This window comes from Roseivirga seohaensis (assembly GCF_001592945.1).
Taxonomy (GTDB): domain Bacteria; phylum Bacteroidota; class Bacteroidia; order Cytophagales; family Cyclobacteriaceae; genus Roseivirga; species Roseivirga seohaensis.
The window spans coordinates 297,929-324,747 of sequence record NZ_LRPB01000049.1 but is presented as its reverse complement, the minus strand read 5'-3'; the positions used below and the strand labels follow the sequence as shown (position 1 = coordinate 324,747).

At 37.6% G+C, this 26,819-nt stretch carries 27 protein-coding genes; 15 read left to right on the top strand and 12 right to left on the bottom strand.

Translation table 11 applies throughout. From position 1 onward, the window contains the following. Positions 1 to 31: 31 nt before the first annotated feature. The 7 genes from AWW67_RS18335 to AWW67_RS18305 all read right to left on the bottom strand — a co-directional run bounded on the left by AWW67_RS18335 (position 32) and on the right by AWW67_RS18305 (position 7,125). Positions 32 to 1,057 (bottom strand): SGNH/GDSL hydrolase family protein, encoded by a 1,026-nt coding sequence (locus AWW67_RS18335; RefSeq protein ID WP_176700083.1) that lies wholly within the window; start codon positions 1,055 to 1,057, stop codon positions 32 to 34. Between the two features lie 88 nt (positions 1,058 to 1,145). Beyond that, positions 1,146 to 2,531: a B12-binding domain-containing radical SAM protein gene (locus tag AWW67_RS18330; RefSeq protein WP_062303606.1), complete on the bottom strand. Its 1,386-nt coding sequence runs from the start codon at positions 2,529 to 2,531 to the stop codon at positions 1,146 to 1,148. Next, positions 2,528 to 3,322 (bottom strand): class I SAM-dependent methyltransferase, encoded by a 795-nt coding sequence (locus tag AWW67_RS18325; RefSeq protein WP_062303604.1) that lies wholly within the window; start codon positions 3,320 to 3,322, stop codon positions 2,528 to 2,530. Before AWW67_RS18325 ends, AWW67_RS18330 begins: the two co-directional genes overlap by 4 nt. Continuing rightward, a complete protein-coding gene (locus AWW67_RS18320; RefSeq protein ID WP_062303602.1) occupies positions 3,319 to 4,785 on the bottom strand; it encodes a B12-binding domain-containing radical SAM protein in 1,467 nt (488 codons plus the stop codon). The genes AWW67_RS18325 and AWW67_RS18320 overlap by 4 nt, the downstream gene beginning before the upstream one ends. Next, a complete protein-coding gene (locus AWW67_RS18315) occupies positions 4,778 to 5,725 on the bottom strand; it encodes a hypothetical protein (RefSeq protein WP_062303601.1) in 948 nt (315 codons plus the stop codon). Before AWW67_RS18315 ends, AWW67_RS18320 begins: the two co-directional genes overlap by 8 nt. Continuing rightward, the gene (locus tag AWW67_RS18310; RefSeq protein ID WP_062303599.1) at positions 5,722 to 6,585 is read right to left on the bottom strand and encodes a glycosyltransferase; all 864 of its coding nucleotides are present in this window, start codon (positions 6,583 to 6,585) and stop codon (positions 5,722 to 5,724) included. Before AWW67_RS18310 ends, AWW67_RS18315 begins: the two co-directional genes overlap by 4 nt. Before the next feature lie 63 nt (positions 6,586 to 6,648). After that, entirely contained in the window at positions 6,649 to 7,125 is a 477-nt protein-coding gene (locus AWW67_RS18305; protein WP_062303598.1) for a YdeI/OmpD-associated family protein, read from the bottom strand. Positions 7,126 to 7,229: 104 nt separating this feature from the next. Here AWW67_RS18305 and acs point away from each other — a divergent pair, with 104 nt between their 5' ends. The 10 genes from acs (at position 7,230) to AWW67_RS18255 (ending at position 18,869) form a co-directional block, all read left to right on the top strand. Beyond that, positions 7,230 to 9,128, top strand: coding sequence for an acetate--CoA ligase (acs, locus tag AWW67_RS18300; RefSeq protein ID WP_062303596.1), 1,899 nt, complete (start codon positions 7,230 to 7,232; stop codon positions 9,126 to 9,128). 112 nt (positions 9,129 to 9,240) lie between these two features. Then, positions 9,241 to 10,449 (top strand): DUF4221 family protein, encoded by a 1,209-nt coding sequence (locus AWW67_RS18295; protein WP_176700082.1) that lies wholly within the window; start codon positions 9,241 to 9,243, stop codon positions 10,447 to 10,449. A gap of 67 nt (positions 10,450 to 10,516) precedes the next feature. After that, a complete protein-coding gene (locus tag AWW67_RS18290; protein ID WP_062303593.1) occupies positions 10,517 to 11,407 on the top strand; it encodes a cation diffusion facilitator family transporter in 891 nt (296 codons plus the stop codon). A 155-nt stretch (positions 11,408 to 11,562) separates the two neighbouring features. Continuing rightward, positions 11,563 to 12,324, top strand: coding sequence for a helix-turn-helix domain-containing protein (locus tag AWW67_RS18285; protein WP_062303592.1), 762 nt, complete (start codon positions 11,563 to 11,565; stop codon positions 12,322 to 12,324). Positions 12,325 to 12,419: 95 nt separating this feature from the next. Further along, entirely contained in the window at positions 12,420 to 13,874 is a 1,455-nt protein-coding gene (locus AWW67_RS18280; RefSeq protein ID WP_082794101.1) for an amidohydrolase family protein, read from the top strand. A 2-nt stretch (positions 13,875 to 13,876) separates the two neighbouring features. Continuing rightward, positions 13,877 to 14,803 (top strand): PD40 domain-containing protein, encoded by a 927-nt coding sequence (locus AWW67_RS18275; RefSeq protein ID WP_062303590.1) that lies wholly within the window; start codon positions 13,877 to 13,879, stop codon positions 14,801 to 14,803. 5 nt (positions 14,804 to 14,808) lie between these two features. Next, positions 14,809 to 15,753 carry a polysaccharide deacetylase family protein gene (locus tag AWW67_RS18270; protein WP_062303589.1) on the top strand — a complete coding sequence of 315 codons (945 nt, stop codon included), beginning with the start codon at positions 14,809 to 14,811 and terminating at the stop codon, positions 15,751 to 15,753. Between the two features lie 3 nt (positions 15,754 to 15,756). After that, positions 15,757 to 17,088: a serine hydrolase domain-containing protein gene (locus AWW67_RS18265; RefSeq protein WP_089082059.1), complete on the top strand. Its 1,332-nt coding sequence runs from the start codon at positions 15,757 to 15,759 to the stop codon at positions 17,086 to 17,088. Between the two features lie 65 nt (positions 17,089 to 17,153). Further along, a complete protein-coding gene (locus AWW67_RS18260; RefSeq protein ID WP_176700081.1) occupies positions 17,154 to 18,194 on the top strand; it encodes a hypothetical protein in 1,041 nt (346 codons plus the stop codon). A gap of 12 nt (positions 18,195 to 18,206) precedes the next feature. Next, on the top strand, positions 18,207 to 18,869 hold the full coding sequence (locus AWW67_RS18255) for a class I SAM-dependent methyltransferase (protein WP_062303587.1): 663 nt from the start codon (positions 18,207 to 18,209) through the stop codon (positions 18,867 to 18,869). 112 nt (positions 18,870 to 18,981) lie between these two features. On the opposite strand, the gene AWW67_RS18250 is transcribed toward AWW67_RS18255, so the two are convergent. The 4 genes from AWW67_RS18250 to AWW67_RS18235 all read right to left on the bottom strand — a co-directional run bounded on the left by AWW67_RS18250 (position 18,982) and on the right by AWW67_RS18235 (position 23,605). Further along, positions 18,982 to 19,662 (bottom strand): Crp/Fnr family transcriptional regulator, encoded by a 681-nt coding sequence (locus tag AWW67_RS18250; protein WP_062303586.1) that lies wholly within the window; start codon positions 19,660 to 19,662, stop codon positions 18,982 to 18,984. Between the two features lie 5 nt (positions 19,663 to 19,667). After that, entirely contained in the window at positions 19,668 to 20,291 is a 624-nt protein-coding gene (locus AWW67_RS18245) for a LysE family translocator (protein ID WP_062303585.1), read from the bottom strand. Then, a complete protein-coding gene (locus tag AWW67_RS18240) occupies positions 20,288 to 21,352 on the bottom strand; it encodes an ATP-grasp domain-containing protein (protein ID WP_062303584.1) in 1,065 nt (354 codons plus the stop codon). Before AWW67_RS18240 ends, AWW67_RS18245 begins: the two co-directional genes overlap by 4 nt. 387 nt (positions 21,353 to 21,739) lie before the next feature. Beyond that, complete coding sequence (locus tag AWW67_RS18235) at positions 21,740 to 23,605, bottom strand: sigma 54-interacting transcriptional regulator (RefSeq protein ID WP_082794100.1); 1,866 nt, start codon at positions 23,603 to 23,605, stop codon at positions 21,740 to 21,742. Between the two features lie 189 nt (positions 23,606 to 23,794). On the opposite strand from AWW67_RS18235, the gene AWW67_RS18230 reads away from it, so the two are divergent. From AWW67_RS18230 to AWW67_RS18210, 5 genes are all read left to right on the top strand, one after another. Beyond that, a complete protein-coding gene (locus tag AWW67_RS18230; protein WP_053222514.1) occupies positions 23,795 to 24,214 on the top strand; it encodes a TonB-dependent receptor plug domain-containing protein in 420 nt (139 codons plus the stop codon). 49 nt (positions 24,215 to 24,263) lie between these two features. Further along, positions 24,264 to 24,698: a TonB-dependent receptor plug domain-containing protein gene (locus tag AWW67_RS18225; RefSeq protein ID WP_062303581.1), complete on the top strand. Its 435-nt coding sequence runs from the start codon at positions 24,264 to 24,266 to the stop codon at positions 24,696 to 24,698. Positions 24,699 to 24,816: 118 nt separating this feature from the next. Continuing rightward, on the top strand, positions 24,817 to 25,284 hold the full coding sequence (locus AWW67_RS18220; protein ID WP_062303579.1) for a YHS domain-containing (seleno)protein: 468 nt from the start codon (positions 24,817 to 24,819) through the stop codon (positions 25,282 to 25,284). Positions 25,285 to 25,395: 111 nt separating this feature from the next. Next, positions 25,396 to 25,911, top strand: a complete 516-nt coding sequence (locus AWW67_RS18215) for a DinB family protein (protein WP_053222511.1) — start codon at positions 25,396 to 25,398, stop codon at positions 25,909 to 25,911. Further along, positions 25,899 to 26,582 (top strand): NRDE family protein, encoded by a 684-nt coding sequence (locus tag AWW67_RS18210; protein WP_062303578.1) that lies wholly within the window; start codon positions 25,899 to 25,901, stop codon positions 26,580 to 26,582. The genes AWW67_RS18215 and AWW67_RS18210 overlap by 13 nt, the downstream gene beginning before the upstream one ends. On the opposite strand, the gene AWW67_RS18205 is transcribed toward AWW67_RS18210, so the two are convergent. Further along, entirely contained in the window at positions 26,579 to 26,782 is a 204-nt protein-coding gene (locus AWW67_RS18205; RefSeq protein ID WP_062303576.1) for a hypothetical protein, read from the bottom strand. The two genes, AWW67_RS18210 and AWW67_RS18205, sit on opposite strands and share 4 nt — an antisense overlap. Positions 26,783 to 26,819: the final 37 nt, after the last annotated feature.

The following is a 26,819-nucleotide window of genomic DNA, read 5'->3' as shown; positions in this document are numbered from 1 at the left end:
TAATAGCAGTTTCTGAAAGCCCCATGTAGTTTTACGGTAAAAACTTAGCCGATATATTATCAAATATTACATCTGACACTTTTTTTGCTCCTTGAATGTTAAAATGGCAAAAGTCAAAAAAAACAGTAGTGTCTTTGGGAAGCTCAAAAGATAAGTCAATTAAGGTAACTTTGTCCTTCTCTTCAAAATCTCTCAATACGTCATTATACATTTCCATTCCTTTTTCATATTCCTGCGGAGAGTAGGTAGTAGTGCCTTCTTGTTTTATCGCTGTTGCAGTCAATTCCCACTCATAATTGCTCATATTTTTATGCCATAATACAGGTTGAGTGACTAAGATTAACTCTAAATCATTCTTTATACAATAGCTGTAAATGGCCGCTATATTATTTTTGTATTTGGTTAGATTGTTCGATAGGTCTGGAAGTGCTAGGGTTGGTGATAAATTCTTTAACCGTTCTCTATAATTCTCAACTGTAAAAACAATATCGTTTTTATCATCAAACCGATTGTTTATCCAATTGTGTTTTACCTTCTTCAAGTGCATGTATATTTCAGTACGTTCATACCAGTGAATATTAAATCGTCTTGGGTATTGCTTAAATGCACTTCGTGCTATACTCAGGCTATCGATTTCTTTATTTGGAAAATGCAGGTCTAAAAGAAAATCATTTATACCTACTAAGAGCATTACGGCCTTTAAACCGCTATATTTTTTATGTAACTGCAGTAGTTGTTGTAAATGATGTCGAGAATTTAAGCCAGATGCTCCAATATTACCTACTGTAAACTTAAGATCTGAATTAAGGTTTAATTTTTCTTCTAAAAGATTTGTCCAAATGTTATGATCACCAAGAGTTAAACACTCTGTAGTACTGCCTCCTAAAGCTAAAATACCAAATCTGCTTTCATCAAATTTACTATCCGACCTATAGCCCTGATTATTAGTTGTATATGTGAAAACATCGGTTAATCCTGGGAATAAATGAGTACCATTGAAGGTCTCCTTAACATTTAAATTAGGTTCAAGGGGATAAAAGTCATTGTGCGGCTTCATAAACCTCAGTGTAGTTTCTGTTATTAGCAATGCCACTATTATGGAACTGAAGGTTAGTATTATATGATTTAATATTTTCCGCATAGGATTATAATCGATAAAAACTCATCATTACCCGAGACTTAATGTTTCTCAACCTTAATTTGAAAAGGGAAAAAGATATAGTATTCTTTTTTAGAAGTTTATATATAGTAACCTCTGAAGTTACATAGCTAACGGCTTGTTCATAGAACTTTCGGTTGTAGGTTCGTTTAAAATCTATCTCTCTATCTGTGCTTTTTGCCCAATCATGATTGGTGGTAATATTCTTATCTATTTCATCATACAAATCGGTGCCTTTGATAGGATAAGCCACTGTAATAGTAAAATGGTCTGGATCTGAAACTTTAAGATGATGAATAGTTTCTTCAATATCTTCTTCGGTTTCTCCGGGATAACCTAACATAATGAAAGTACCTGCTTCGATCCCTTGTCTTCGTGTTTCAATTATCATTTCACGTACTTGATCTACAGAAACTCTGCGGTCCATAGCGTCAATTATCTTCTGAGAGCCACTTTCTGCCCCTATCCAAACCCTGAAACAACCAGCACGCTTGAGTAAGGCAATCACCTCTTTGTTCATTCGGTCTGCCCTACTTATGCATTCAAACTTCACCTTAACTTTGGCTTCTTCTAGAGCGTCAACAAACTCACCCAACCATTTGTGACTTACAGTAAAAACATCGTCTACAAACCAAATCGTATCAGGCGCGTATTTCTCTTGGATTTCCTTGAGTTCTACTACTACCTTTTCTGGTGACCTCCTACGATAACTTTGTCCATAGACAGCCGTACTACACCATTTGCAAGTATAAGGGCAGCCCCTTTGGGTGCTTACACTCAAAGCACTCTCTCCATGATGGGACTTCCAAGCATCTATATATTTATGAATATCAATTGCATCACGATTGGGGATAGGAAGTTCATCAATTTCCTTCATTTTCACCCTAGGGCTAGTCTTTACAAGCACCCCATTTCTATCTATAAAAGCTAATCCTGAAACATCATGAGGTAAATTTTCGCTCCTTTCTGATAAAAACTCTACGAGTTCGAACATTGTGTTTTCCCCCTCTCCTATTACAATAAAGTCAGCACCATGCTTTAGGTAGTTTTCTATATTATAAGTAACATCTGGGCCACCAAGTACTATGGTCGTTTTAGGAGATAGCTTTTTACAAGTCTTGGCAATTTCAAGAACATTCACCTTGGTCATCAAATTGGCATAAATCGCCAGTATGTCTGGCTTCTCCTCTTCAATCTGCTTAAATAGACTTTCTTTGTCTGAAAAGGTACTATCAAAAACGTTATTGTGAACTCCTTGCTGATTTAGAAAACCAGAGATATACAACAATCCCAAAGGCGGATATGGTCGCATAATCTGCTGTTCCTTTTCATCCTCAGCTATAAAATAACCATGCGTTAAAAGCACTCTCATTTGACTTGTAGCTCTATGTAATAATGGTCCGACATTCTTCCTTGCCAAGCAAATTTTGAAAATCTATTTTCCAGATATGAAATAACACAGAAGAACTTTTTATTCCTCTTTACAAAAGTTTCCATGTAAGATGGTGGGACAAAAAAACCAATTGGCTTTACCCTAATTTTTGAAAACTCATACTTAAAGATCTCAGTTATTTTTTTTGGAGAATAATACCAAGTTTGAACTTGAACCCCAGAAACATCAGCTAAAACCGATAATCTCATTCTCCGAAAGACTTGCCTAAACTTAAGCTTGGTAAAGAAGTAAAAGCTTTCCCACAGACACATGTTTGGCATTACTACCATAATAAGAGTTCCGTTTGGCTTAAGCAGTCTTTTTAAATTACGCCCAAACTCACCTATCTCTTTTCCATTAACACAGTTGACCCCACCAAAATTAGAAAACACTAAATCGAATTGATTAACGCATTCGAAGTCATTCAATTGAGTGATATCCAATTTATTAAATACAATCTTATGTTTAACATTAACTTCAGAAACCTTTTTCTGAGCATGGGTAAGCATTTCAGACGAAATATCAGTTGCAGTTACCCTATGTCCTTTCTCGGCTAGATGTAGAGCATCTTCTCCAGTACCACAATTCATCTCAAGTATATTTAAAGTGCCTCTGTTCGATATTGTCTCGTCAAGATACTTCCATACTAACCCCCTCTGCAACCTACCTATCAGCGTATCTGTGAAGTCTTGGTCGTAAGTCCCTGACGCTGTATCAAATTGCTCAGTCATACCGATTTCTTGGCTTGAATTTTAAGCTGAACACCATTAAGTATAGCCATTGGTAGATGATACCCAGTTGTCAATATTTGCCTCAAACTCTTTTTATTAAGGGTAGAAGGTGACTTAACTCCGTACTTGAGTGCTAATAAGCCTCTTTTGAGTTTATGCCTATTATGAACGTATCGATGTAATTTTTTGTAAAAAACAGGTGAATACTTATTAGTAAACATCAAGTCTAAATCATCCGAGTCCACCCAATTGGTTTTCCCCTGCAAATCATCTTTCACCTTTTCGTAAAACTTAGTACCTGGCAAAGGGTAGGACACAGAAATACCGATTTCTTCAGGCATAATTTTCTGAACCATGTCAATGGTTTTATAAATATCTTCAAGGGTTTCTCCAAGATAACCGAATTGTAAGAAAAGTGCCACACTCACTCCTTTTCTCTGAAGCTTTGGAACAGCTTCATAAATTTGCTCAACGGTAATTCCTTTACCCATGGCATCCAGAATGTGTTGTGAGCCTGACTCTGCCCCCAACCAAATGGTCTCCAAACCAGACTCTACCAAAACATCAATTGTGTCATCTTTGAGTAATAAATCAACCCTAGATTGAATCATGTATTTAAAACTCAAGTCATTTTCTTTGACCAACTTGTTGAATTGCTGAACCCAATTCGGTGTAAGACCAAAAATATCATCACACATCCAAAAATGATTCACATCATAATTCTCAGCCAGTATTTTAATCTCTTGAATTACATGCTCTGGAGAGCGAGAATTGTATCTATTCCCATAGATTGGTTTTGCACACCAGTTACACTTGTAGGGGCACCCTCTAGTAGTCGCAATATTGATGCTGAAATAACCGTGATTAGAGACCCAAATCTTCCGATAAGCCTCCATGTCTACCAAATCCCAAGCAGCTAAAGGCAAATCGTCTAGCTTCTGTAGTACAGACCTTTTTAGTGTTTTGTTTACTTGCCCTTCAGAATTTAGGTATACTAAACCAGATACCTCATCAAGGTCTAATTCTTTATCTAACTTTGAAAGAAGTTCTACCACCGTAGCATCTCCCTCCCCCAAAACAACGTAGTCGATACCGTTCTGTAAATACTGATCAAACCTATCGCTTGAATCTGAACTACTGATAATCACTTTTGCATTAGCTAATTTACCTAACCTTGCCATAGTATAGGCAGCATCTCGCATAACCGTAAGACACATTTTGGTGAGGTAATTGAACCCATCATCATAAATAAGCAAATAATCTGGCTTAAACGCCTCAATAATAGTATTGATTTTCCGAGGATCATCGTTTAAGCAATTATCGAAAAAACGAATATCATGCCCTTCTTTCTTCAGTAATGAAGAAACTTGAATTGTGCCCAATGGTGGGTACGGCTTTTTAAAGTGCCACTGTTTGGCATCTAAGGGATAAAAATATGTATTAGTAACTAAAATTCTACCCATAACCTTGTTGATCCTTAATTTTAGACAATGCCGCCTTCATATTTTCCTCTACAGAGTTTAAAACTCTTTTTTGGTAATTCTTATCGTGGTTTTTCGAAGTGCCCCGGTGAGTCCTAAAAGCCAACTCAAATTCTTTATCAGAGTAGCCTTCATTGTAAAGTGTTTTCCAACGCTTGTAGGTTCTTTTCATGAAATACTTATCGAGCTTTTCCGAAAGACTATTAAAAAATAGAGGCTCCAGTATTGATACAGAACATCTTTTAATTAAGCCCATTTGTCCAATCTCTTCTTTTTGTAACGATACATTCGGAAAATGATCTTTAAACCAATGATTGGAACTTAAAAAAGTTTCGCAACAACTCTTGCCTTGCATAGGGATAAGCGTAACAATCTCGGTTGCCGTGAAAATATTTTTGTCTGGTATTTCCATATGATTCTCATCAACAAAATAATTTACACAGAAGAATTTTTTAGACCCTAACAAGAATATTCTCTTGAACATAACGAGCAAGGTTCTAGTAATCCATAGCTTATTTCTCTTTGTAACTATAAAGTAATCAATATCGGCATCTTTTGGTACAACGCCTTTTGATAGTGAGCCTGAAATAAATACTGCCCTAACAAAAGGGAAAGAATATATCAGTTTGGACATTCTTTGCGCTACCTTCAATAATGATTTGGCTCTTATTTCTCCCTCCAAACGAGCATGTACTAATGAGGGATCATTTTCCAGAGAAAAGTATCCCTCAAATTGAAACACAACATTCAAGTGCAAAAGAGTGCTTAACGCATTATTAATATTTTTGGTAACCATAGGAGTTACATTAACGAACCGTGTAATCTCACTTGCCTTCAATGGATGGTGAAAAAGCTGATAATAGGCCAGAACTCTTATCACTTCTAACTCAACCTGAGACGTTATTTTTTCATCAATAATCATTTAGCTATAGGTAGAACGTTGACTTTCCTTTTTGACGTAAACCCTTCAAGAGTCTCTTTATTTATTCGTTCACGATCTGAGTCAATAAACCAACCGTGTTTGTTAAAATATTTTACTGCAGAGATTATGTGGAGGCAGAGTAAACGTAATTCTTTATATGAGCCTTTGTAGAAATAATGATATATTGAAGCATCAGCATAGTAAGTCGTTCTCCAGGTCATCCTTATTCTTCTTGACAAGTCTATGTCTTCACAATACAAAAAGAACCTAGGATCAAAACCGCCAACCTCTCTAAGGGTCTCCTTCCTAAGAAACATAAAACACCCCGAAAGGTAGGGTGCATCAAAAGTGCTCTTATCATCAGCAAATGACATACTGTACTTTTGGTTATTGTGTCCTAAAATTTTTTTAAATAAACTAGGTATAAATCTCCGTGTAAAAAGGTCTTGTGGATGAGGAAGTAGTTTAAAAAGTGGCTGTGGGGTTCCATCTGGATTAAGAATTCGTGGCAACAACAAACCAATGCGATCATGTTGATTCATGTATTCAACTATTTTCTCAATTACCCCCTTATCAAAAAAAACATCTGCATTCATTACTATATGGTACCCTCCATAATTCATCACTTTATCAATAATAATATTATGCGCTCTTCCAAAACCGATATTCTCCCCTGCCCACTGATAATGAAAGTTACTATGTATGTAACTCTCTAATTCGTTTGTAGGAGAATTATCAACAAAATAGACTTCAGGGCACAAACCACATCCTAAAAGACTGTGCATCAACTTCCTAATGTGAATTAGGTTATTCTTATATAAAACTATTGAAATAGTAAGGTGATTCTTGCCTGACGACATATAGCAAGAATACTGATTTTCAATGCAAAAAAGTAAAAAATCAATAATATTTTTACTCAGTACTTAAGGGTGTTTCACCCCAGTCAAGAGCATTTCAATCGTTTTTTCTAAACGCTTGGCTTTAGTCTCTTCACGTTTGGCGGTATCAATCCATCGAGCGTATTCTTTGCGGTTGGTGTACGAGAGCGAGTTGTAAAAAGCTTCGGCTTTAGGGTGAATCTTAAACTCTGCCTTTAATACATCAGGCACTTCTACCACTCTTTCTTCAGTATCCTTCTGAACGGTTACAATTACTGTTTCTCCATGACTTTTTCCAATGACAGCCCTAACATCATTTCTTAAAATTAAAATATGGCCAGTTCCCATATTGGCTATAGAGCCGCGGTATGGTACCCCATCAAAAGTAGCATTTACTTTCACCTGACCCTTAGTTCCAAACTCTTCCTCTACATTAAACGGAAGCGTAACACAAGCTGCATTTGGCCATTTTTCTCCCCCATTTTGGATAACAGCTTCAAACTTGTAAATCTTTTCACTCATAATGATTAATGGCTCTTAACAAATCTACAATTACATAACTGATCTACAAAACCTCTTTCAGTTAAGCGCATAAATGATTAAAATGGGCTGTAAAACCAGAAAATATGAGCGACAGAATCCACAGCCTAAGCGGTTATATGTACGAATACCAAAAGAGTGTTCAAGATCCAGAATCTTTTTGGTCTAGAATTGCCGATTCCTTCCACTGGAGGAAAAAATGGGATAAGGTTGTGGACTGGAATTTTGAAACACCAGATGTAAAGTGGTTCGTTAACGGAAAACTGAATATCACCGAAAACATTTTAGATCGCCACCTGTACACCCGAGGCGACCAAGCGGCAATTATTTGGGAACCGAATGACCCCGAAGAAGAGCATATCACCCTCACCTATAAAGAACTCCACGCCAAAGTTTGTCAGTTTGCTAATGCTATTAAAGCCAAAGGAGTTGGTAAAGGCGACCGTGTAATTATTTACATGCCCATGGTGCCTGAAGCAGCCATCGCCATGCTAGCTTGTGCTCGAATAGGTGCCATACATTCTATTGTATTTGCGGGTTTCTCTGCCAATGCACTAAGTGACCGCATTAATGACTGTAAAGCTAAAATGGTAATTACAGCGGACGGTAATTTCAGAGGCAACAAACAGATTCCCGTAAAGGAAGTGGTAGACGAAGCACTAAAGAATTGCGACTCCGTTGAAAGCACAATCGTATTAAAAAGAACTGGTCAAGACATTCAAATGACTTCAGGCCTCGACATTTGGTGGCATGATGCCATTGAAGGAGTTTCTACCGAAAACAAAGCTGAGGAAATGGATTCAGAAGACATGCTCTTCATCCTCTATACTTCTGGTTCGACAGGCCAGCCCAAAGGTGTGGTGCACACTTGCGGTGGCTACATGATTTACACTGCCTATTCCTTTCAAAATGTATTTCAGTACAACCAAGGCGATGTGTATTGGTGTACGGCCGATGTCGGTTGGATCACTGGCCACTCTTATATTGTCTATGGGCCATTGTTGGCAGGCGCCACTTCCATTATGTTTGAAGGCGTGCCTACTTTTCCTGATGCTGGTCGATTCTGGGCCATTTGCGACAAACATCAGGTCAATCAGTTTTATACCGCACCAACGGCCATCAGGGCTTTGCAAGCCTATGGCACCGAACCAATTGAACCTTATAAACTAGATTCATTAAAAGTATTGGGTAGCGTAGGTGAACCGATCAATGAAGAAGCTTGGCACTGGTATCACGACCATGTTGGAAAAGGAAAATGCCCAATCGTAGACACTTGGTGGCAAACCGAAACGGGTGGAATTATGGTTTCACCTTTAGCAGGAATTACTCCAACCAAACCAGCTTATGCCACACTGCCATTACCTGGCATTCAGTTGGTGATTTTAGACAATGAAGGAAACGAATTAAAAGGCAATTCTGTGGAAGGAAATCTTTGCATCAAGTTCCCTTGGCCTTCTATGCTGCGCACCACTTATGGCGACCACGACCGTTGCAAACAAACCTACTTTTCTACTTTCCCTAACCATTACTTTACTGGCGATGGCGTGAAAAGAGATGAAGACGGTTACTACAGAATTCTAGGGCGAGTGGACGATGTGATCAACGTTTCTGGACACAGAATGGGCACAGCCGAGGTTGAAAATGCCATTAACGAGCACCCTAAAGTGATTGAATCTGCAGTAGTAGGTTATCCGCACGATATTAAAGGCCAAGGCATTTATGCTTTTGTTATTTGCGATATGGATGGCCGAACTGAAGAAGGTCTGACCAAGGAAATTAAAGAAACGGTTAATAAAATCATTGGGCCAATTGCCAGACCAGATAAAATCCAGATTGTACCAGGCTTGCCTAAAACCCGTTCAGGCAAGATTATGCGTAGAATCCTGAGAAAGATAGCCTCTGGAGACGGTGACAATTTGGGAGATATTTCAACGCTGTTTAACCCAGAGGTAGTAGAAGCAATTAAGGAAGGAGCGAGTCACTAAACAGAAATCAGCGATCCGTGAATTAGTTAAGAGTGAAATCCTTGGTTAAGAATTTCACGGAATGGTTGTGTCTAAATTTATTTTAACTAAATTAATAGTTCAAATAAATGGAATGAATAGATCAAGTCATACGATACTACTTTTATCTACCTGTATTCTTACCCTATTTTCTTGCCAGCAGGAAAAGGAGGACACCAATAAAAGCAGCAAAACTCAGGCTTTAACCATTTCTGATGGTGGCATTAAAACCTTAGCTCTTGAAGACGGGGTGAATTTTGAAGGTTTAACAGCCCTCAAATTGTCCACCATCGATAACAAGGAATACATTACTTTTTACGACCGAATTACCCACTCCATCTACCTATATGATTATCAGACTAATGATCTTTTCAAAAAGATTAGCATGGAAAAAGATGGTCCTAACGCAGTAAAAAATGCCAACAAATTCTTCATACATACCATAGATTCAATTTTTGTTGACGGGTCAATGGGCATCCATCTCATCAACAATAAAGGAGAAGTACTTACAAAGAAAAGCAAGGGTGCTAGGCATAAAAATGGAGTTGTTATGGTAAGCCCTGATTCAAAAAGCTACCGCTTCAACCAAGATTCATATTTTAAAAATGGCCAAATAGAAATGGTGATCTCTCAAATACGTAGAAATAGCAAAAGTTATGAATACGCAATTTATGATTTTGAGAAGGACTCCATCATCAAGGAGTTTGTTCAAACAGAAGAGATAATCAACAGTTTTGATGAGGTGTTAAAAGTACAGGAAGAAGCAAAAAAAAGGCGTGAGTGGAACTCCAATATTTTTCGATTCTTTAACCGCAATAAAAATCATCTCTATAGTAGCACTTCAATTTCTGATAGTCTTTATATTTTTAATAAAGGAGAATTGGTTAAAGCAATCTATGCTGGAGTTCCTACAATAGAGGTTGCTAATTATACTGATTACGCAACTATCAGTATAGCAGAGTACTTTGAAGGAGGAATGAGCATTCATGAAAACCCAAAACAACCAGCTTATTACAAACAAATGCTAATGTCTCCTAATGGTCGACATCTATACAGGGTACTTTATCATGGTGCTAAACCAAAGTTTGTAGACGGTAATGAAAAATCTATCCCCAACCCTCTCGGAGCAACTCTTATTGTAATTAATACTGAAACAGAAGAATTGAGCTACCATGAACTGCCAATTGAGGAAATCGACATAAACCATAATCTTTTTGTCAGCAACGAAGGAATTTTCTTTCGAGTGAAAGACCAACAAAATGAAGATGAGGTTCAATTTAGATTTTTTAAAGTAACTCAATAAATATGGGTTCATAAACCAAAGCCTTCTTGAAGCCCTGTTGCACGGTTTTGTCTTATACATTTGAGGCATGGCACACGATCATCATCACGGACATCACCACCATCATCATGGAACAGGTAACTTACGCGTTGCCTTCTTCTTAAATCTCTTTTTTACAATTGTAGAAATTGTAGGTGGAATCTACACTGGCAGTTTGGCTATTCTTTCCGATGCCCTTCACGATTTAGGCGATAGCCTCAGCATTGGGCTGTCTTGGTATTTTCAAAAGCTTTCTCAAAAAGGCCGTGACAAGAAATTTTCTTATGGTTATAAGCGCTTTTCCCTATTAGGTGCCATCATTAACTCAGTAGTACTTTTGGTGGGCTCTGGCATTATTCTTAGTAAAGCCATTCCTGCCTTATTTGCCCCCGAAACTGTAGACGCAAAAGGAATGATGTTCCTCGCCATTTTTGGGGTAATTGTTAATGGAGCTGCGGTGCTAAAACTTAGAAAGGGCTCTTCCATTAATGAAGAAGTCATTTCTCTCCATTTATTAGAAGACGTGTTAGGCTGGGTGGCCGTGTTAATTGGCAGCTTAGTAATGATGTTCTGGGATTTGCCTATTATAGATCCGATTCTTTCACTATTCATCGCAGTGTACATTATTTACAATGCCTTCCGAAACCTTAGAAAAAGCACACTCATTATTCTTCAAGCCAAACCTAGCGAGGTAGATATTGAACAAATTCACAACACCTTACTTTCTATTCCGGAAATTACTGGCGTACACGATTGTCATGTGTGGTCGATGGACGGAGAATACAATGTGCTTTCTGCACACCTTGTCATTGAAAAGGAAATTTCCATGGTCGAAATGGCCAACATAAAGTCAAAAGCCAAATCCCTACTCAAACAAGAACACATCGACCACGCCACCTTTGAATTCGAGGGGAAAGATGAACATTGTGAGGGGTGTTGAAATAATTTTAGCAACATAACCTACTTTTCTTTAATCAGTCGTACTGATAGTTTTTTGCTATCCCAAAAAATATCCCTCAATTTCAGTTCGTTTAGCCTTAGATTGGTTGTATTGCCAACTTTATGCGGTTAATTACCAATTGATAAAAAGTAAGGATGAGATATAAAATTATACCACCTGATGAAGGATTAAAAGACATAATAAGCCACTTTTGGGTAGGAACATGGAATTCAGAGCATCAAAGTCCGAATTCAAGATACTATGTTATAGCAAACAGTTTAACTGAGTTTACCTTTGCATTTGAAAATGACACTCCCCGCTCTAAGCTACTTTTTTCAGTTGTACAAGGCCACACCAATCAACCCAATCAATTCCAAGTAGATGGCTTTTACCATCTTATTGGCGTATCAATCTACTCTTATTCTATTCCAACCCTTTTTAATATTCCAGCTTTAGAACTTAATAACCAGTTTATTTCCCTAAATACCTTTCTAGGTTCGGAAGGGGAAATACTGACAGAAAAAGTAGCTTTGGCTGCCACGACTCAAGAACGAATAAACGTCATTACATTTTTCTTTAAATCGCTAATAGAAAAACAACGGTATAAAGACAGGCTTATAGTCAACGCTATACAAGAAATAAAAAAACGTAATGGAAAAACTAAAATATCGAATCTAGCCAGTGATTTTTGTCTCTCGCAAAAACAGTTTGAAAGACGATTTAAAGAGTTCTCTGGATTCAATCCCAAGATGTATTCAAGAATAATTCGATTTGAATCCATCATAAAAAAGCCAAATAGCCAATCAATTCTAGAAGAGGCTTATACCCATGGCTTTTACGATCAAGCACATTTTATTCATGAGTTTAAGTGCTTTACTGGTTTTAACCCTAGTGATTTTTACAAACTAAGTAGCTAGAATGTCCATTTTTTACAATACCAGGTTTGGTGTATTAAATATTTTTGGCCTTGAAAATCAGCATTGAGGACAATCAAATTAAACCTTAACCATCAATGATTAAAAAACTCAAAGTCAATTTGCTCCTTCCCGTTTTTGAATTAGTGATTGCGAGTCTAATCTATACCAGCGCAATACCAAAAACTGCCAATAGTACATTTTTACCGTACAACTCCAATAAAAATTCTGACTCACTTCAAATAGCTCAATCGTATATAGAATACAATGCAGAAGTCATTGCTTTAACAAATGCCACTGTAATAGATGGCACGGGAGGCTCACTAAGGAAAAACCAAACACTTATTGTCAACAATGGCCTGTTTCAAGAATTTGGAGAAAACATTCAAGTACCTCAAAATGCCTTGGTAATAGATTTAAAAGATAAAACAATTATTCCTGGCATTGTAGGCATGCACAACCATTTACATATTCCGCAGTTCCCAAACGTTGGAGCTGAAGCCTCAAAGCTTTATTTAGCCTCTGGAGTTACCACCATTCAAACCTGTGGGGCAGCATCTCCAGAGCATGAAATTATTCTTGCAAAGAAAATCACTCAAGGAGAACTTATTGGACCAGAAATTATCCCTAGCGCTCCCTTTATCACTGGCGCTGGCGGTAACCCTAACATGATAATTCCTAGAAATGAACAACACCTACGCGATACCATGCAACATTGGATAAAGCAAGGAGTAGAATGGTTTAAGGTGTATAGAAATACTAATCCAAACGACCTGAGAATCATTATTGACGAAGCTCATAAAAACAAGGCCAAAGTAAGAGGTCACTTATGTTCGATTACCTTTGAAGAAGCTACAAAGTTGGGGATTGATGGTATAGAACATGGGTTAAACAGCACTAGCGATTTTAGATCCAATAAATCGTATGGCGTTTGTAATGGAAGCACAGAATATTTAGATGAACTGGTTATCAACAGCTCAGCCGTCAAAAACCTTCAACAACTAATGATTGATAATCAAGTATTTTTAACTTCAACCTTAGCCATTTACGAAGCCAGCGTGCCCAATAGGGCCTTTGTTGACGATAGATCATTAAAAATAATGTCCCCCTATTTGCAAAGCCAATACGATGAACGCAGAAGTAGTTTTGATAAAGAAACTGAAGATTTAACAAGAGAAAATAGGCTTAAACGAATTATGGCTTTTGAATATCAATACTTTAAAATGGGAGGGCTTTTGTGCAGCGGTGTGGATGCCGGAAGGCACATTTTACCTGGTTTTGGTGATCAAAGAAATTATCAACTGTTAGTGGAAGCTGGCTTTACAGCAGAAGAAGCCATTCAGGTAATGACCAGCAATGGAGCTAAAGCATTAGGGCGTAACGATATAGGATTAATACAAGTTGGCAAAAGAGCCGACTTTGTAATTCTTAACGGAGATTTAAAAACCAATGCTGATGTGATTGAAAGAGTAGAAACAGTATTTAAAAAGGGTATAGGTTATGACCCAGAAAAAATTCTAAACGAAATGAACGGTAAATTTGGGATTGACTAAACATGAAAACGTTGATCAGTTCCATATTCATTCTCTGTTTATTCTTCACCAACCTTATTTATTCACAGGAAGTAGATAACAAGCTAAAATATCTAGGGCAAGCGCCACCTACAACAGGCCCCGAAATATTTGCTCCTAACCTTATTTCTACCCAAGAAGAATCAGAATTTGGGTCGGTTTTCAACCAACAGGCCACTGAATTTTACTACGGGGTAGACGTAAATGGCAAATCTGAAATTCGATTTACCAAGTTAGAAGGCAATACCTGGAGTATGCCAAGGACATTACTTTCACACCCAAAATATAGTGTCAACGATCCATTTTTATCTCCAGACGAAAAGAGGTTATACTTTATTTCAGAACGAACAGTGGATGGCCTCCAAGCTAAAGAAGACTATGATATATGGTATATCGAAAGAAACAATTCGGAATGGAACTTAGAAATGATTAATGCAGGGCCTTTTATAAACTCAGATAAAAGTGAGTATTATATTTCGTTCACTCTTACCGGAGATATGTACTTTGCTTCGAATAGAGAAGCCAAAAATGAAAGGCAGCACGATTTTAATATTTATGTTTCCAGAAATATAAATGGCGCTTTTCAGCCTAGCAAACTACTTGGTAACACAATTAACACCAATGCTTATGAAGCTGATGTGTTTATCGATCCAAATGAAGAATATTTGATTTTTTGTGCCATAAGAAAAGAAGGTTACGGCCAAGGTGATTTATATATAAGCTTTAAGAATAAGGAGGGCTCATGGTCAAAAGCCCAAAATATGGGTGGGCTTATCAATACGCCAAATCACGAATTATGCCCTTTCGTTAGTAAAGATGGCAAATACTTCTTTTTTACTAGCAATCAAGATATTTACTGGGTCGACAGTAAAATAATTCAAACCTTTAAACCAACTCAAAACAATCATTAAACAACATGAAACTTAGTAAGCTTAAAAACTTAACCATCGCTCTTTTAACCCTGCTTACTCATCAATTGTCCTTTGGTCAAGGAAAATCAATCTCTATTACAATTGATGATGTACCTAATACCTCAAAGTTTGAGAAAGACAGCTTCAGGTCTGTATTGATGAATGTGCTAGACTCCTTAGATATTCCGTTTACAATCTTTATTAATGAGACCAAAATCTCTAAAACAGATTATTCAAAAAAAAATGAGCAGCTCTTAGAAGCCTGGATCAAGAATGAAAATGCACTTATTGGAAATCATACCTTCAGGCATCCTAGATATTCAGATGTAGGGCTAGAAAACTTCATGAGTGATGTTGAAAAAGGAGAAAAGCTGACAAGAACCTATGCATCAAAACATAAAAAGAGCCTAAAGTACTTTAGATTTCCCTTTAACGACTTGGGCTTGGATTCACTTCAGCATACACAAGTAAAAAGTGCATTAAGCAAAAAGGGGTACATAATTACACCATTTACCATTGAAAGTTCTGATTGGATGTTCGATACCGTATATCAGCATTATTTAAAAAATGGCCAAACCAGCAAAGCCCATAAAATTGGAGAATTATATGTAAACAAAACCGTTGAGCTTGTCACTTTCTTCGATTCTCTGGCAAGTCAAATTTACAACCGCCCAGTAAAGCATATTTATTTATGCCATGACAACGCCATTAATGCAGACTATTTATCTAAAATTATTGAAAGGCTGAATAACGAAAATTACGAAATTATAAGCCTAGAAGAATCGCTAACCGACCCTATCTATCAACAAGAAGACACGTACTACAAAAAATGGGGAATTAGCTGGCTGTACAGGTGGATGCCTACACAAAAAGAGCGAGTAAAGTGGATGCAGCAAGAGCCCGATTTGTCTGAAATACAAAGTACTTACGATGAACTTACTAAAAAATAGAGAATGATGCTAAGACGATTTTTTTATTCATTTCTGACCTTTGTCATTTTAGTCCAAACAGGAAGGACCCAAGGAATAGATACCACCAGGCTCAGTGAGTATTTCGATACGCTAGCTGCCAATAATAAATTTATGGGAAGTGTAGCTCTGTTAAAAGAGGGACAAATAATTTACACTAAACAGGTAGGTTTTGCTGAATTAGAGACTAAAAAAGAACCAAATAACAACACAAAGTACCGAATTGGTTCGGTTTCAAAACTATTCACTGCCACCTTAATTTTTAAAGCCATAGAGGAGGGCAAAGTATCACTGAACGAAACCATATACAACTATTTTCCAAGTATTGAAAATTCTGAGCAAATAACGATTTCAAACCTACTGAACCATAGAAGTGGTATTCATAATTACACAGATGATAAAGATGAATTTTTGAGTTACCACACCAATTCAAAAACGAAGACAGAAATGGTAGCACTCATCGCGCAAGGAGGTAGTGATTTTGTACCAAATACCAAGGCGGCCTACAGCAATTCAAACTATGTTCTTCTGTCTTATATTCTTGAAGAAGTATTTCAAAGCTCATTTTCCACTGTACTTAAAGAGCATATTACCGAGCCTCTCCATTTGGTGAATACCTTTTTTGGTACTCCAATCAATATTAACAACAACGAAAGTTATGCTTATACATTAGGTAGAGAATGGATGAAAATGGACGAGACACACAGTTCGATTGACTTAGGAGCTGGCGGTATCACCTCCACACCCACCGACTTAGTTTTATTTGCCCATGCTTTGTTCAATCATAAAATACTATCGGAGCAGAGTTTGGAGACGATGAAAACCATTCAAGACGGCTTTGGAATGGGGCTATTCAAAACACTTTACTACAATAAAGTCAGTTATGGCCATAATGGAGAAATAGATGGTTTTCAGACTGCTTTAAGATATTTTGAAGACAGCAAATATGCTTTTGCCATCACCGCCAATGCAATGGACTATAGCCTCAACCTGATCTCCGTAACCATAGTTAACGCGCTCTTTAACCAGCATTTTGACATACCCGATTTTAGAACCTACAACCCAAAGCCTTCAGATTTAAACCAATATGTGGGTGTGTATTCTAGCGAAACATTTCCTGTAGAACTAATGGTAATAAAACGTGGTAAACAGCTAGAAATACAAGCAACTGGAGACTCCAAAATGAACTTACAAGCTACAGCAAAAGGAGAGTTTAAATACGACCTGGCAGGAATTCAAATCAAATTCATTCCTGAAAAGGGACAAATGATATTGAAGCAAGGAGGTAAAGTAAGCACGCTGACAAAAGCTAATTGATAAACAAATCCTGATCGTTAAATATGACTTTATACAATATTAAATCCCTGTCAATTCTTTACTTAATGTTATCTCTGCCGTTCTTTTCTCAGGCTCAAGGTTGGCAGAACCCTTCAGAAAGATACACTGATGCTTATAAAAAACACCTGAATGCCAAATGTCCTATCCCTGAAGATGGCATTAAACACTTTGTATACTTTGCAAGAGACAGAGAAGCACTAAAAGGTCATCCATTACTTCAACATTCTTCTTTTACAGGTGCACAGATTATGTATGCTTGGAAAGATCTAGAAGCAAATAAAAATGAATACGATTTTACGGCTATTGAAGAGGACGTCCGCTACTTAAAACAATTTGGTAAAAAGCTTTTTATACAATTACAAGATGTGACATTTGACCCCAAATATAAAGCTGTCCCTTCATACTTAACCACCAAAGAATATAAAGGTGGCGCCATTTTACAACATGATGAAAATGGAGAACCAGAAGGATGGGTAGCCAAGCGCTGGAATGTAAATGTAAGGGAGCGATACGCCCTATTGCTAACTGCACTTGGCAAAGAATTCGATGGTGAAATTGAAGGGATCAACCTCCAAGAAACAGCCATTGGAGTTACTAAAAGCGACTCTGATTTTTCAGAAGAAGCCTATGTTCAAGGAATTAAAGAGAATATGTTAGCCTTGAAAAAAGCTTTTCCAACTTCCACAACTATGGTTTACGCTAATTTCATTCCCGGAGAATGGCTTCCTTTTGATGATAAAGGTTACTTAAAAAGTATTTATCAATACGGAGAAGAAATTGGAGTGGGACTTGGTGGACCAGACTTAATGGTAACCAGAAAAGGGCAACTCAATCATGCACTCGCCCAAATGCACGAAGGTGCATTCACCGTACCCCTTGGTATTGCAATTCAAGATGGAAACTACATTGGCAAAACAGGCGCAGACTTAGATTATAATGAAGAGCAAGATAAAGGAGATGACGGAAGAAGTAATATTGTACCTCTTTTACATGCTTTTGCAAAAGACTTTTTGAAAGTGAGTTACATGTTTTGGGTAAATCAAGTCCCATACTTCGAGCAAGATGTCATTACCTGTTTCAAATAAATTACTTTGTTGATGAAAAATAACACTTTAAGCAAAGCAGTAAAATTCTGGGATCGAGCGGCCAGCTCATATGACAGAGAGGAAAAAAAGGACAAGGAAAAATATCAGGAGACTATAAATCAATTAGCCCAATATTTAAAACCTGAGTATCTGGTCTTAGATTTTGGTTGTGGAACTGGTCTTATAGCTAATGAAATATCTCCATTAGTTAAGCAGATTGACGCCATTGATTTCTCTCAGAAGATGGTCGATTTGGCTAAAACAAAAGCTCAAAAGCAGCAAATAACAAACGTTCAATACAAGCAGGCAACCATTTTTGATAATTACCTCAAGCCAGCTTCATACGATGTCATCTTATGTTTCCATGTACTTCACTTACTCGAGTCTGCAGAGCAAGTAATTTCAAGAATGCATGAATTGTTAAAGCCAGAAGGTCTTATAGTTTCGGTTACACCATGTATGGCTGAAAAACCATTTATGAATGGCCTGTTTTCTGTTCTAAATAAATTAGGACTAACACCAAAAATCAACCCTTTAAAACTACAAGACCTAAAGATGCTGTTCCCAGAAGAGAACTTTGAAATCATAGATCATCATTTGCTACCTAAAACTTCAAATGAATACTTCACAGTCTCTAAAAAACAGCATATCTATTCTGGCCAATTAAAGAAGTAGTCCCCTATAAACTTGCTAAATGCAGCAAAACTTATTGACTTTGTGGACAAAACAGAACTCAGCCCATTGAGTAAAAAAGAAGCGTTGCGGCTGTTAATCTTATCACCCTCACTCAACTCAACACCGCAATATTCGGAATTACAATTTGGCTGCGGGAGTAAGACAATGCGCCTTCTTCTTTAAGTTCGTTGATAATGGTAGTTACGGTTTGGCGAGAAGAGCTGATCAAACTGGCGATTTCATTATGAGTTAAGTAATTCTTGATCAACACACCTTCAGGAGTGTCTTTCCCTTCGTTAATCCCCCACATTTTAAGAAAGTCCTTAAGCCTTTCTTTTACATCTTTAAACACCAAATTGGCATGGCGGTGCTCTAACTTGCGTAGTTTATCCCCTATTTTTTTAGTAAAGTTTAAGCAAAGCATTGGGTGTTTTTGCATCAGTTCTTCAAACTCGTCCATGGTGAAAGTGCAGAGAATTACTTCGCTAGAAAGTATTTCAGCATACTCATGGCTGAGCGTAAGCATATTGAAAGAGATTTCTCCAAACAGGTCTCCAGTAAGCAAAATGTCCTTGATCATTTCATTGCCCGATTGGTCCATTTCGCTGATTTTTATTTTGCCGTTAATAAGAAAGTAAACGCGTTTTACTTGGTCGTTCGCAAAATAAATGGTGTGGCCTTTCTTCATTCTCACGAATTTAGAAATGCCCGAAAGGTCATTGATTTGTTCTTTTGTGAGGTTTGAGAAAAGGTCATAATTCCTCAAATACCAGTACTTAATTTCTCTTTGCATTGCTCTTACAGGTTTATTACCAGTTGAAAAACTGCCACTGCGAGGATTACTGCCCCGAGTACTTTGTTGTAGTTCTTCGTTAATTTCATGTATACAAACTCCCTCTTTTTAGAGGTAACTACCGCCACTAAATATTGCAGCAGAAAAGCCCCTGCAGCAGTACCAATTACGAATGCCGCTTGCACAGGCCAGCGCTCATCCGTAAGCAGATTATTGCTTCTGAGGTTTGTAATAATGAAGAGCCAAAAAGGATATAATTGAGGGTTTAGAATTCCGAAACCCATACCGCGCCATACGTGGTTGCCTTTATCTGGACTGTCCTTTTCACTTGCCTCAGTGGGCTTTTGAAATATCAGATATATTCCAAAAATGAATAAAACACCGATTGTCAGGTATTTGAGGTAGTCATCAAGATATTCGTAACGACTGAGTAAATTTGAACTACCCAAGGCCAAAGCGCTATAGAATAGTTCGGGTAAACTTCCCCCAAAACCGAAAAGTATGGCTGATTTTTTATTGTACCGAAGGGCTGTTCTGATGGTACCGAAATTAACCGGTCCCAATTGAATCGACCCTGCGAAACTAATTGCTGTTGCTAAAATTAAAGCTTGAAATATGTGCCAAATCATGTAGTCATGCTTTGGTTTATAGTTTCATTTTTCTCACGACCAAAGTGCGTTTTGATCAAACGTGCCATCTCAAAAACTGGAGTCACTTTTACTCCTTGTTTTATATTGGCCTTGCTCACTCGGTACATCATCATCATATTCTCAGCCGTTTCTTTATAAGCCCTGAACAATGAATAAGACGGGTCGTAAATGTGCGCTGGTTCAGAAGTTACTCCGTTGAGTTCTAAAATTTTGATGTTTTCACCCTGATATAGGTCTTCCACCGACTTCACTTTTAAATCAAACCGACCAAAATAGAAACCATCAATTCCAGAAGCTACATCATCAAACACGTTTACCAATTGATCGTTCAACAAATGCATTCCGCTTAAGAACTTGGTGCCTCTGCAGTGATTTCCTATTGGCTCTAAGTTTCTCCTTTCACCTTCAGGAAGGACTTCATTCAGCGCAGAACCTAGTCTTTTCGTCATGCTTTCTAGCTGAAGTCGTGCACGGTCATCGTATTCCATTAATTCACGAATAGTGGATTTGCCATCACCCGTTACCGTCAAAAACTCTTTGGTTACAACCGAGGTAATTCCGGTTCTATCGCTGTCGGGAAAACGATAGTACAGAACGCCCAACTCGATATCATAACTCACAAATTCCTGAATAATAAAATCTTCTTTCGACCTTTTGATGTACCGATCCAATGCCGCTACATTTTCAACTTTCTCCACCTCGTTACCCCGCTCACCCACATTGGGTTTCACAATAATCGGAAACTCCAATTCGATGTTTTTCAACTCCTGAGTTACGATTTCACAAGGGGTTAGCTTCTTGAAGAAAAGGGTTTTAGGTAAATATTTTGAATCAATTTTCTTAAGAATATCAATTTTAGATTCGCCAAAAACACCTCCGTGTTCTATACCTGGGTTGGCTGCCGTAAAGTAAGTGAACGACCGAGCTCTGATAGCAAGGTAAATCCACCATGGCACTAATGGCATAAAAAACAACCAAAAGGGCCAATACTCATAGCTCAACCACTTAACAATAAACAGGGGTAATTTCTTCTTCTTCATTTGCGGGTTGAAAGATAAACAACCGATTAAAACCTTAGACACTTTTAGCCCTACTTTAATTACTAAGCCATACTTGTCATTCTGCCGTCTGCAGAATTGTCTGCATTAAGACAATGAATGTGCCAAGCAATAACTTATCTATTTAATTAATTGATATACAATTAATTGACTACGTTTTTTCAAAAATACCATGTTAAAAACACTGATAAATATTCCCGATATAAAGTGAATATCATGAAATAAGCGGAATCATATTTCAAGAATGTAATTTGAGTGACTTATTCGGCAAACATCAATTAGTCAGAAAGTTATGAGCTAAACTCCCTTCAGCAGATAGCAATCAGAAAAATAATTACGATATTTCGTGAAAAACAAATTTCACCTAAACTACCTTTTTATCCCGAGTTTTTTCATTCTCGATTCTAATGTAGTTGGCTTCATTCCTAAAATCTTTGCGGCTCCCTTCTCTCCGCTCACACGCCACATCACTTCGTTCAAAACTTTGAGAATGTATTTTCTTTCAAAGTCTTCCAAGGTTAGTAATTCTGTTTCTGATTGCTCAGTAGTTTTATTGGGCATCCAACCTGCCAGTTCTAGCTTTTGCTCACCACTAATAATTACTGCTCTTTCTATTACATTTTCCAATTCGCGAATATTACCGGGCCAATGATACGTTTGCAGCGCCTTAATTACACCTTTCGGAATATTAGATATTCTCTTACCCAATATTGCACCATACTTATCTACAAAATGACTGACCAATAAAGGTATATCTTCTTTACGTTCTCGTAACGGAATGCTGTAAATTGGAAATACATTCAATCTATAATAGAGATCGGCCCTAAATCTTCCTTCTGCCACTTCCTTTTCCAGCTCGCGGTTGGTTGCAGCTATAATTCGAACATTCACTTTAATTGTTTTGGTGCCGCCAAGCCTTTCGAACTCCCCTTCTTGTAATACGCGCAATAGCTTGGCCTGAAGCTCAATAGGCAACTCCCCAATTTCATCTAAAAAAATAGTGCCACCATCGGCCAATTCAAACCTACCCGACTTGCGCGTAAATGCTCCAGTAAAAGCTCCTTTTTCGTGTCCAAAAAGTTCACTTTCAATTAGGTTGGAAGGAAGTGACGCACAATTAATTTTCACCAATGGCCTATTCTTTCGGTTACTGATGTTGTGCACTGCTCGAGAAAGCAACTCTTTACCTGTTCCCGACTCACCCAAAACCAAGACTGTCGCATCTGTTTTGGCTACCTGCTCAACTTGAGTTAAAATTTGTTTGAATTTTAGGCTCTGACTTATGATCTCTTCAAAGTTATGTTCAGTTTTAATTTCCTGCTGTAGGTATGAGTTTTCTGCCTCGAGTCGATCTTTCAAGTCTTCAACTTCATTTAAGGCCTTAATCAGTTTAGTTTTTGCCGCATTTCGCTCAATCTCCAAACTTGCCCTTTCGGCCAAGGTATTTAAGATCTGAATTTCCTCTTCAGAAATATGAAGTTCATGGTCACTAAACAAAGCCAAATTGCCTATGCACTCCCCCATTCTAGACACAATAGGAAAACCGATATAGCCTTCTACACCTTCATCTTTATAAAAATCATTACCTACACTATTACTCTGATGGTAAGGTTTCATTGTCTTAAGAATAATTTCGCAAGGCGTTCCTGCCACATCATATTCAATGTTTTCTTGTAGCTGCCCATTTTCGTAGTAAGCCAAAGTACGCAAGCGGGTTTTTTCTTCGCTAGTACATTCGGTTACAATGGACATTGTTACTCCTAAGGCATCGGTAATATTCTCTACCAATAGTTTAAAATAGTCTTCACCAATAGCTGCAGTTGTATTTTGAGTAATGGATTTTAATAGCTTTTCCTTTCGTTTTCGTTCGCTAATATCAAGAACAAAACTGATGTTATAGGCCTCGCCTTCAAATTCGGCATAGTTTAAAAATATCTCTACCGGAATTTCATCTCCGCTTTTAGTGAAATGTGTAGATTCCATGGTAAATCTAGTTTCAGCAGGAAAACGCTTCCACATCTCTTTATAGCTACTTTCTGTGTAGTTTCTGTTTACCTCATAAATGAGCATTTTAAGAAACTCCTCTTTTGTATAGCCATAATTCTTACAGGCAGTATCGTTGGCATACACAATTCTACCTTCACGATCCATCCAAAAAATAGAAGCCAAAGCTCGCTCTAGGGTAAAGTATGATAGTCGAGTAAGATCCTCTAGGTTATATTTTCGTTGTGCCATCGAAGCAATTTTTCACGAAATATCGTCAATTTATTGCTAATCTGAATTTTAATGGAGATAGTCATGATTGGATTTACAACGCAAAAAAGCATCTCTTGAGAATTTTGTTCAACTACGAATTAAAATTAAGTAAGGGATTTCCTTTCCATTCTTGTATATTTAGTTGAACAAAATCAACCTTTACTAACTATGAAGCCTCTTATTAAACCCTTCTTAATCATTATCTTATCTCTCTCTCTAGGAGCATGCGCGAGTAGTTCTGGGTCAAACAGTAAAAAGCAAAAGGACTATTCTATCTACCAAACCCTTGGCGATGCATTGCGAAGTGTCGGCACATTAAGGGTATCTGGACAAGGTGGGGCATTTACTGTAACACTCGTAGCTGGAAAGTTTGCCAACTCCAATTTTGGCGCAGACCCTGGAAGCGTATTATATGTAATTAATGGAGTTGACCAAGGGAAAGACTACGGCAATGCTTCATCGTTGGTGATTCCAAAAGACATCATATCCATACGCGTATTGAATGGCCCAGAAGCCGTTATGCGGTGGGGAGAAAGAGGTACTGGAGGCGTTGTTGAAATAAAGACATCGACCAATAACGCACCATAATCTGGCTTTTATTGATTACCGCCCGTCACAATCAGCTAAAACACTTACCATGAAGCACTTAATTAAATCAGTAGCCATTTTTTCAATCCTACTATTGAGTTCATCTTGTGCTCAAAATATGCAAAACTCGCGCACCCGAGCTCCCAAAAAAGACTACTCCATTTATCAAACCTTAGGAGACGCCCTTCAAAGTTTAGGCACACTAAAAGTAACAGGTCAGGGCGGTATGTATACCGTTAATCTTATAGCAGGAAGGTACGCCAACACCAACTTTATGTCTAACCCAGGGAGTGTATTGTATGTGGTAAATGGTATCGATCATAGCAAAGACTATGGAGCAGTTTCATCCTTAGTTACTCCTAAAGATATTTTATCTATTCGCGTACTTAATGGCCCTGAAGCAGTGATGAGATGGGGTGAACGCGGAACAGGCGGTGTAGTGCTGATCACCACTAAAGAAAAAGAGCCAGACAAGAATAATTAATTCTCAATTTCTTACGAATTGAAAATGTCTGCGATCTAACACTTTAGCTAATTACGTAAGTGGATGTAGCAACTACTGAACAGTAGCTAGCGTTACCTGACAGACAAAATAAAAATGAATGAAAAAATTAAACTTCGCCTTGCTACTACTGGTCAGTTTTTGTTTCATCAACAGACTGAATGCTCAGACTACTAATTCAGGAAATTATAATTTAGAAAAGGGCTTGGCCATACAGGGCTACGACCCTGTGGCCTACTTTACAGAAAATAAAGCACTAGAAGGCAATAAAAGCATATCATCAACCCACAACGGGGCAACTTACTATTTCGCCAATATCAAACACAAAACGTTGTTTGATAACGATCCATCAAAATATGAGCCTGCCTATGGAGGCTATTGTGCATACGCTATGGCTTTTGGCGATAAGGTTAAAATTGACCCAGAAACATTTAAAATAAAGAATAACCGACTTTTCCTTTTCTATAACTTTAGGTTCAATAACACATTAAAGGATTGGAATAAAGACGAAGCACACCTTTTTAGAAAAGCAGAAAGCGAATGGGAAAAAATTATTTCTAAAAATTAATCTTCTTGCTTTTTAAACGCAGGCTTAATTTCTTTAGACTTAGGCAGATGTACATAATTGAATATTTTGGTAACTTTGCCTATTAGTGGCCTAAATTTTAACACACTTTAAATGCAGTTACAGCAAATTTCGGTTGAAATACTCAACCAGCTCATTACCATCTCAAATCAACTTAAGGATAATGAGTTTAGGTCTCCTTTGAATATTCTATCTAAGAATTCTATTGGGAAACACATCAGACATATCATTGAGTTTTATGACCTAATGATGGTGGGGCACATATCTGGAAAAGTAGATTACGATAAGCGCTCGCATGATAAAGTATTAGAAGAAAATCGTGTTTTGGCCATTGAAAAAATGAATAGCTTAGGGCAAGAAATCATGGCCATTTCAGAAGATCAGCCTGTAACAATGTACGCCAACTATTCTCTTGATGGCAATGAACCCGTAACAATCAACACCACTTTATTTAGAGAATTGCAATACAATATTGAACATGCTGTACACCATATGGCCATCATTAAAATTGCATTACTGAACGCCTTTTCTGAGGTCAAAATCCCTGAAAGTTTTGGGGTAGCTTATTCTACTATAAAATATCAGAGAGATTCTGAATGTGCACAGTAACCTTCCTTCCTAAAGGAGCTTCATCATACATTTTAACTTCTAACCGGGACGAAACCCCTAAGCGGGCTGCCCATGCGCCACAAGCTTATGAAGTCCATGGTAAAGAAATATTCTTTCCTAAAGATCCGCTTGCAGGAGGAACTTGGATAGCTACGGACAAGAAGCAATTTACCTTATGTTTATTGAACGGAGCGTTTGAAAAGCACCATCACAAACCGCCTTACAAACTTAGCCGCGGCATTATGCTGCTCGATTTTTTCAAATACAGTAATGTTCAACACTTTGTAGATCAATACAACTTCAAAGGAATAGAACCCTTCACCTTAATTTTAATTGAAGAGAACGGAAATTTAAGCGCTACTGAATTGGTTTGGGACGAAAATGACTTGCATGTAAAGCCATTAGATGCAACTCAACCTCACATTTGGAGTTCGAGCACACTTTACCCTAAAGCAGTTAGGGAGGAAAGAAGACATTGGTTCAAACTTTGGCTAGAAACGCACAATACATTTGTTCAAAAAGAGATTATCGATTTCCATAAAACTGGCGGCAAAGGCGATGAATGGAATGACTTTGTAATGAACCGTGAGGGCAAAGTACAAACAGTGAGCGTTACTTCTATTGAAAAGAACTCTGATTACAACATGGTGTATGAAGATTTGCTAGGCTAAACCTCTAGCCTCCTGCTTTTTCTTCTCAAAATTCTTATTCCAAAGAAAAGCAAGGTCACCGAAAGAATTAGGGTAAATACCTTAATGGGTAAATTCCATAGCCCATCGAACAGTTCTATTTCAATAGCTCCAGAAACAAAAAAGACAAGCACCCCAGCAAAAACACTCAGCAACATCAAAAAGTAACCTAAGACTTTCATTTACAACCCATTAATCTTTTAAAGATACAAAAAAAGC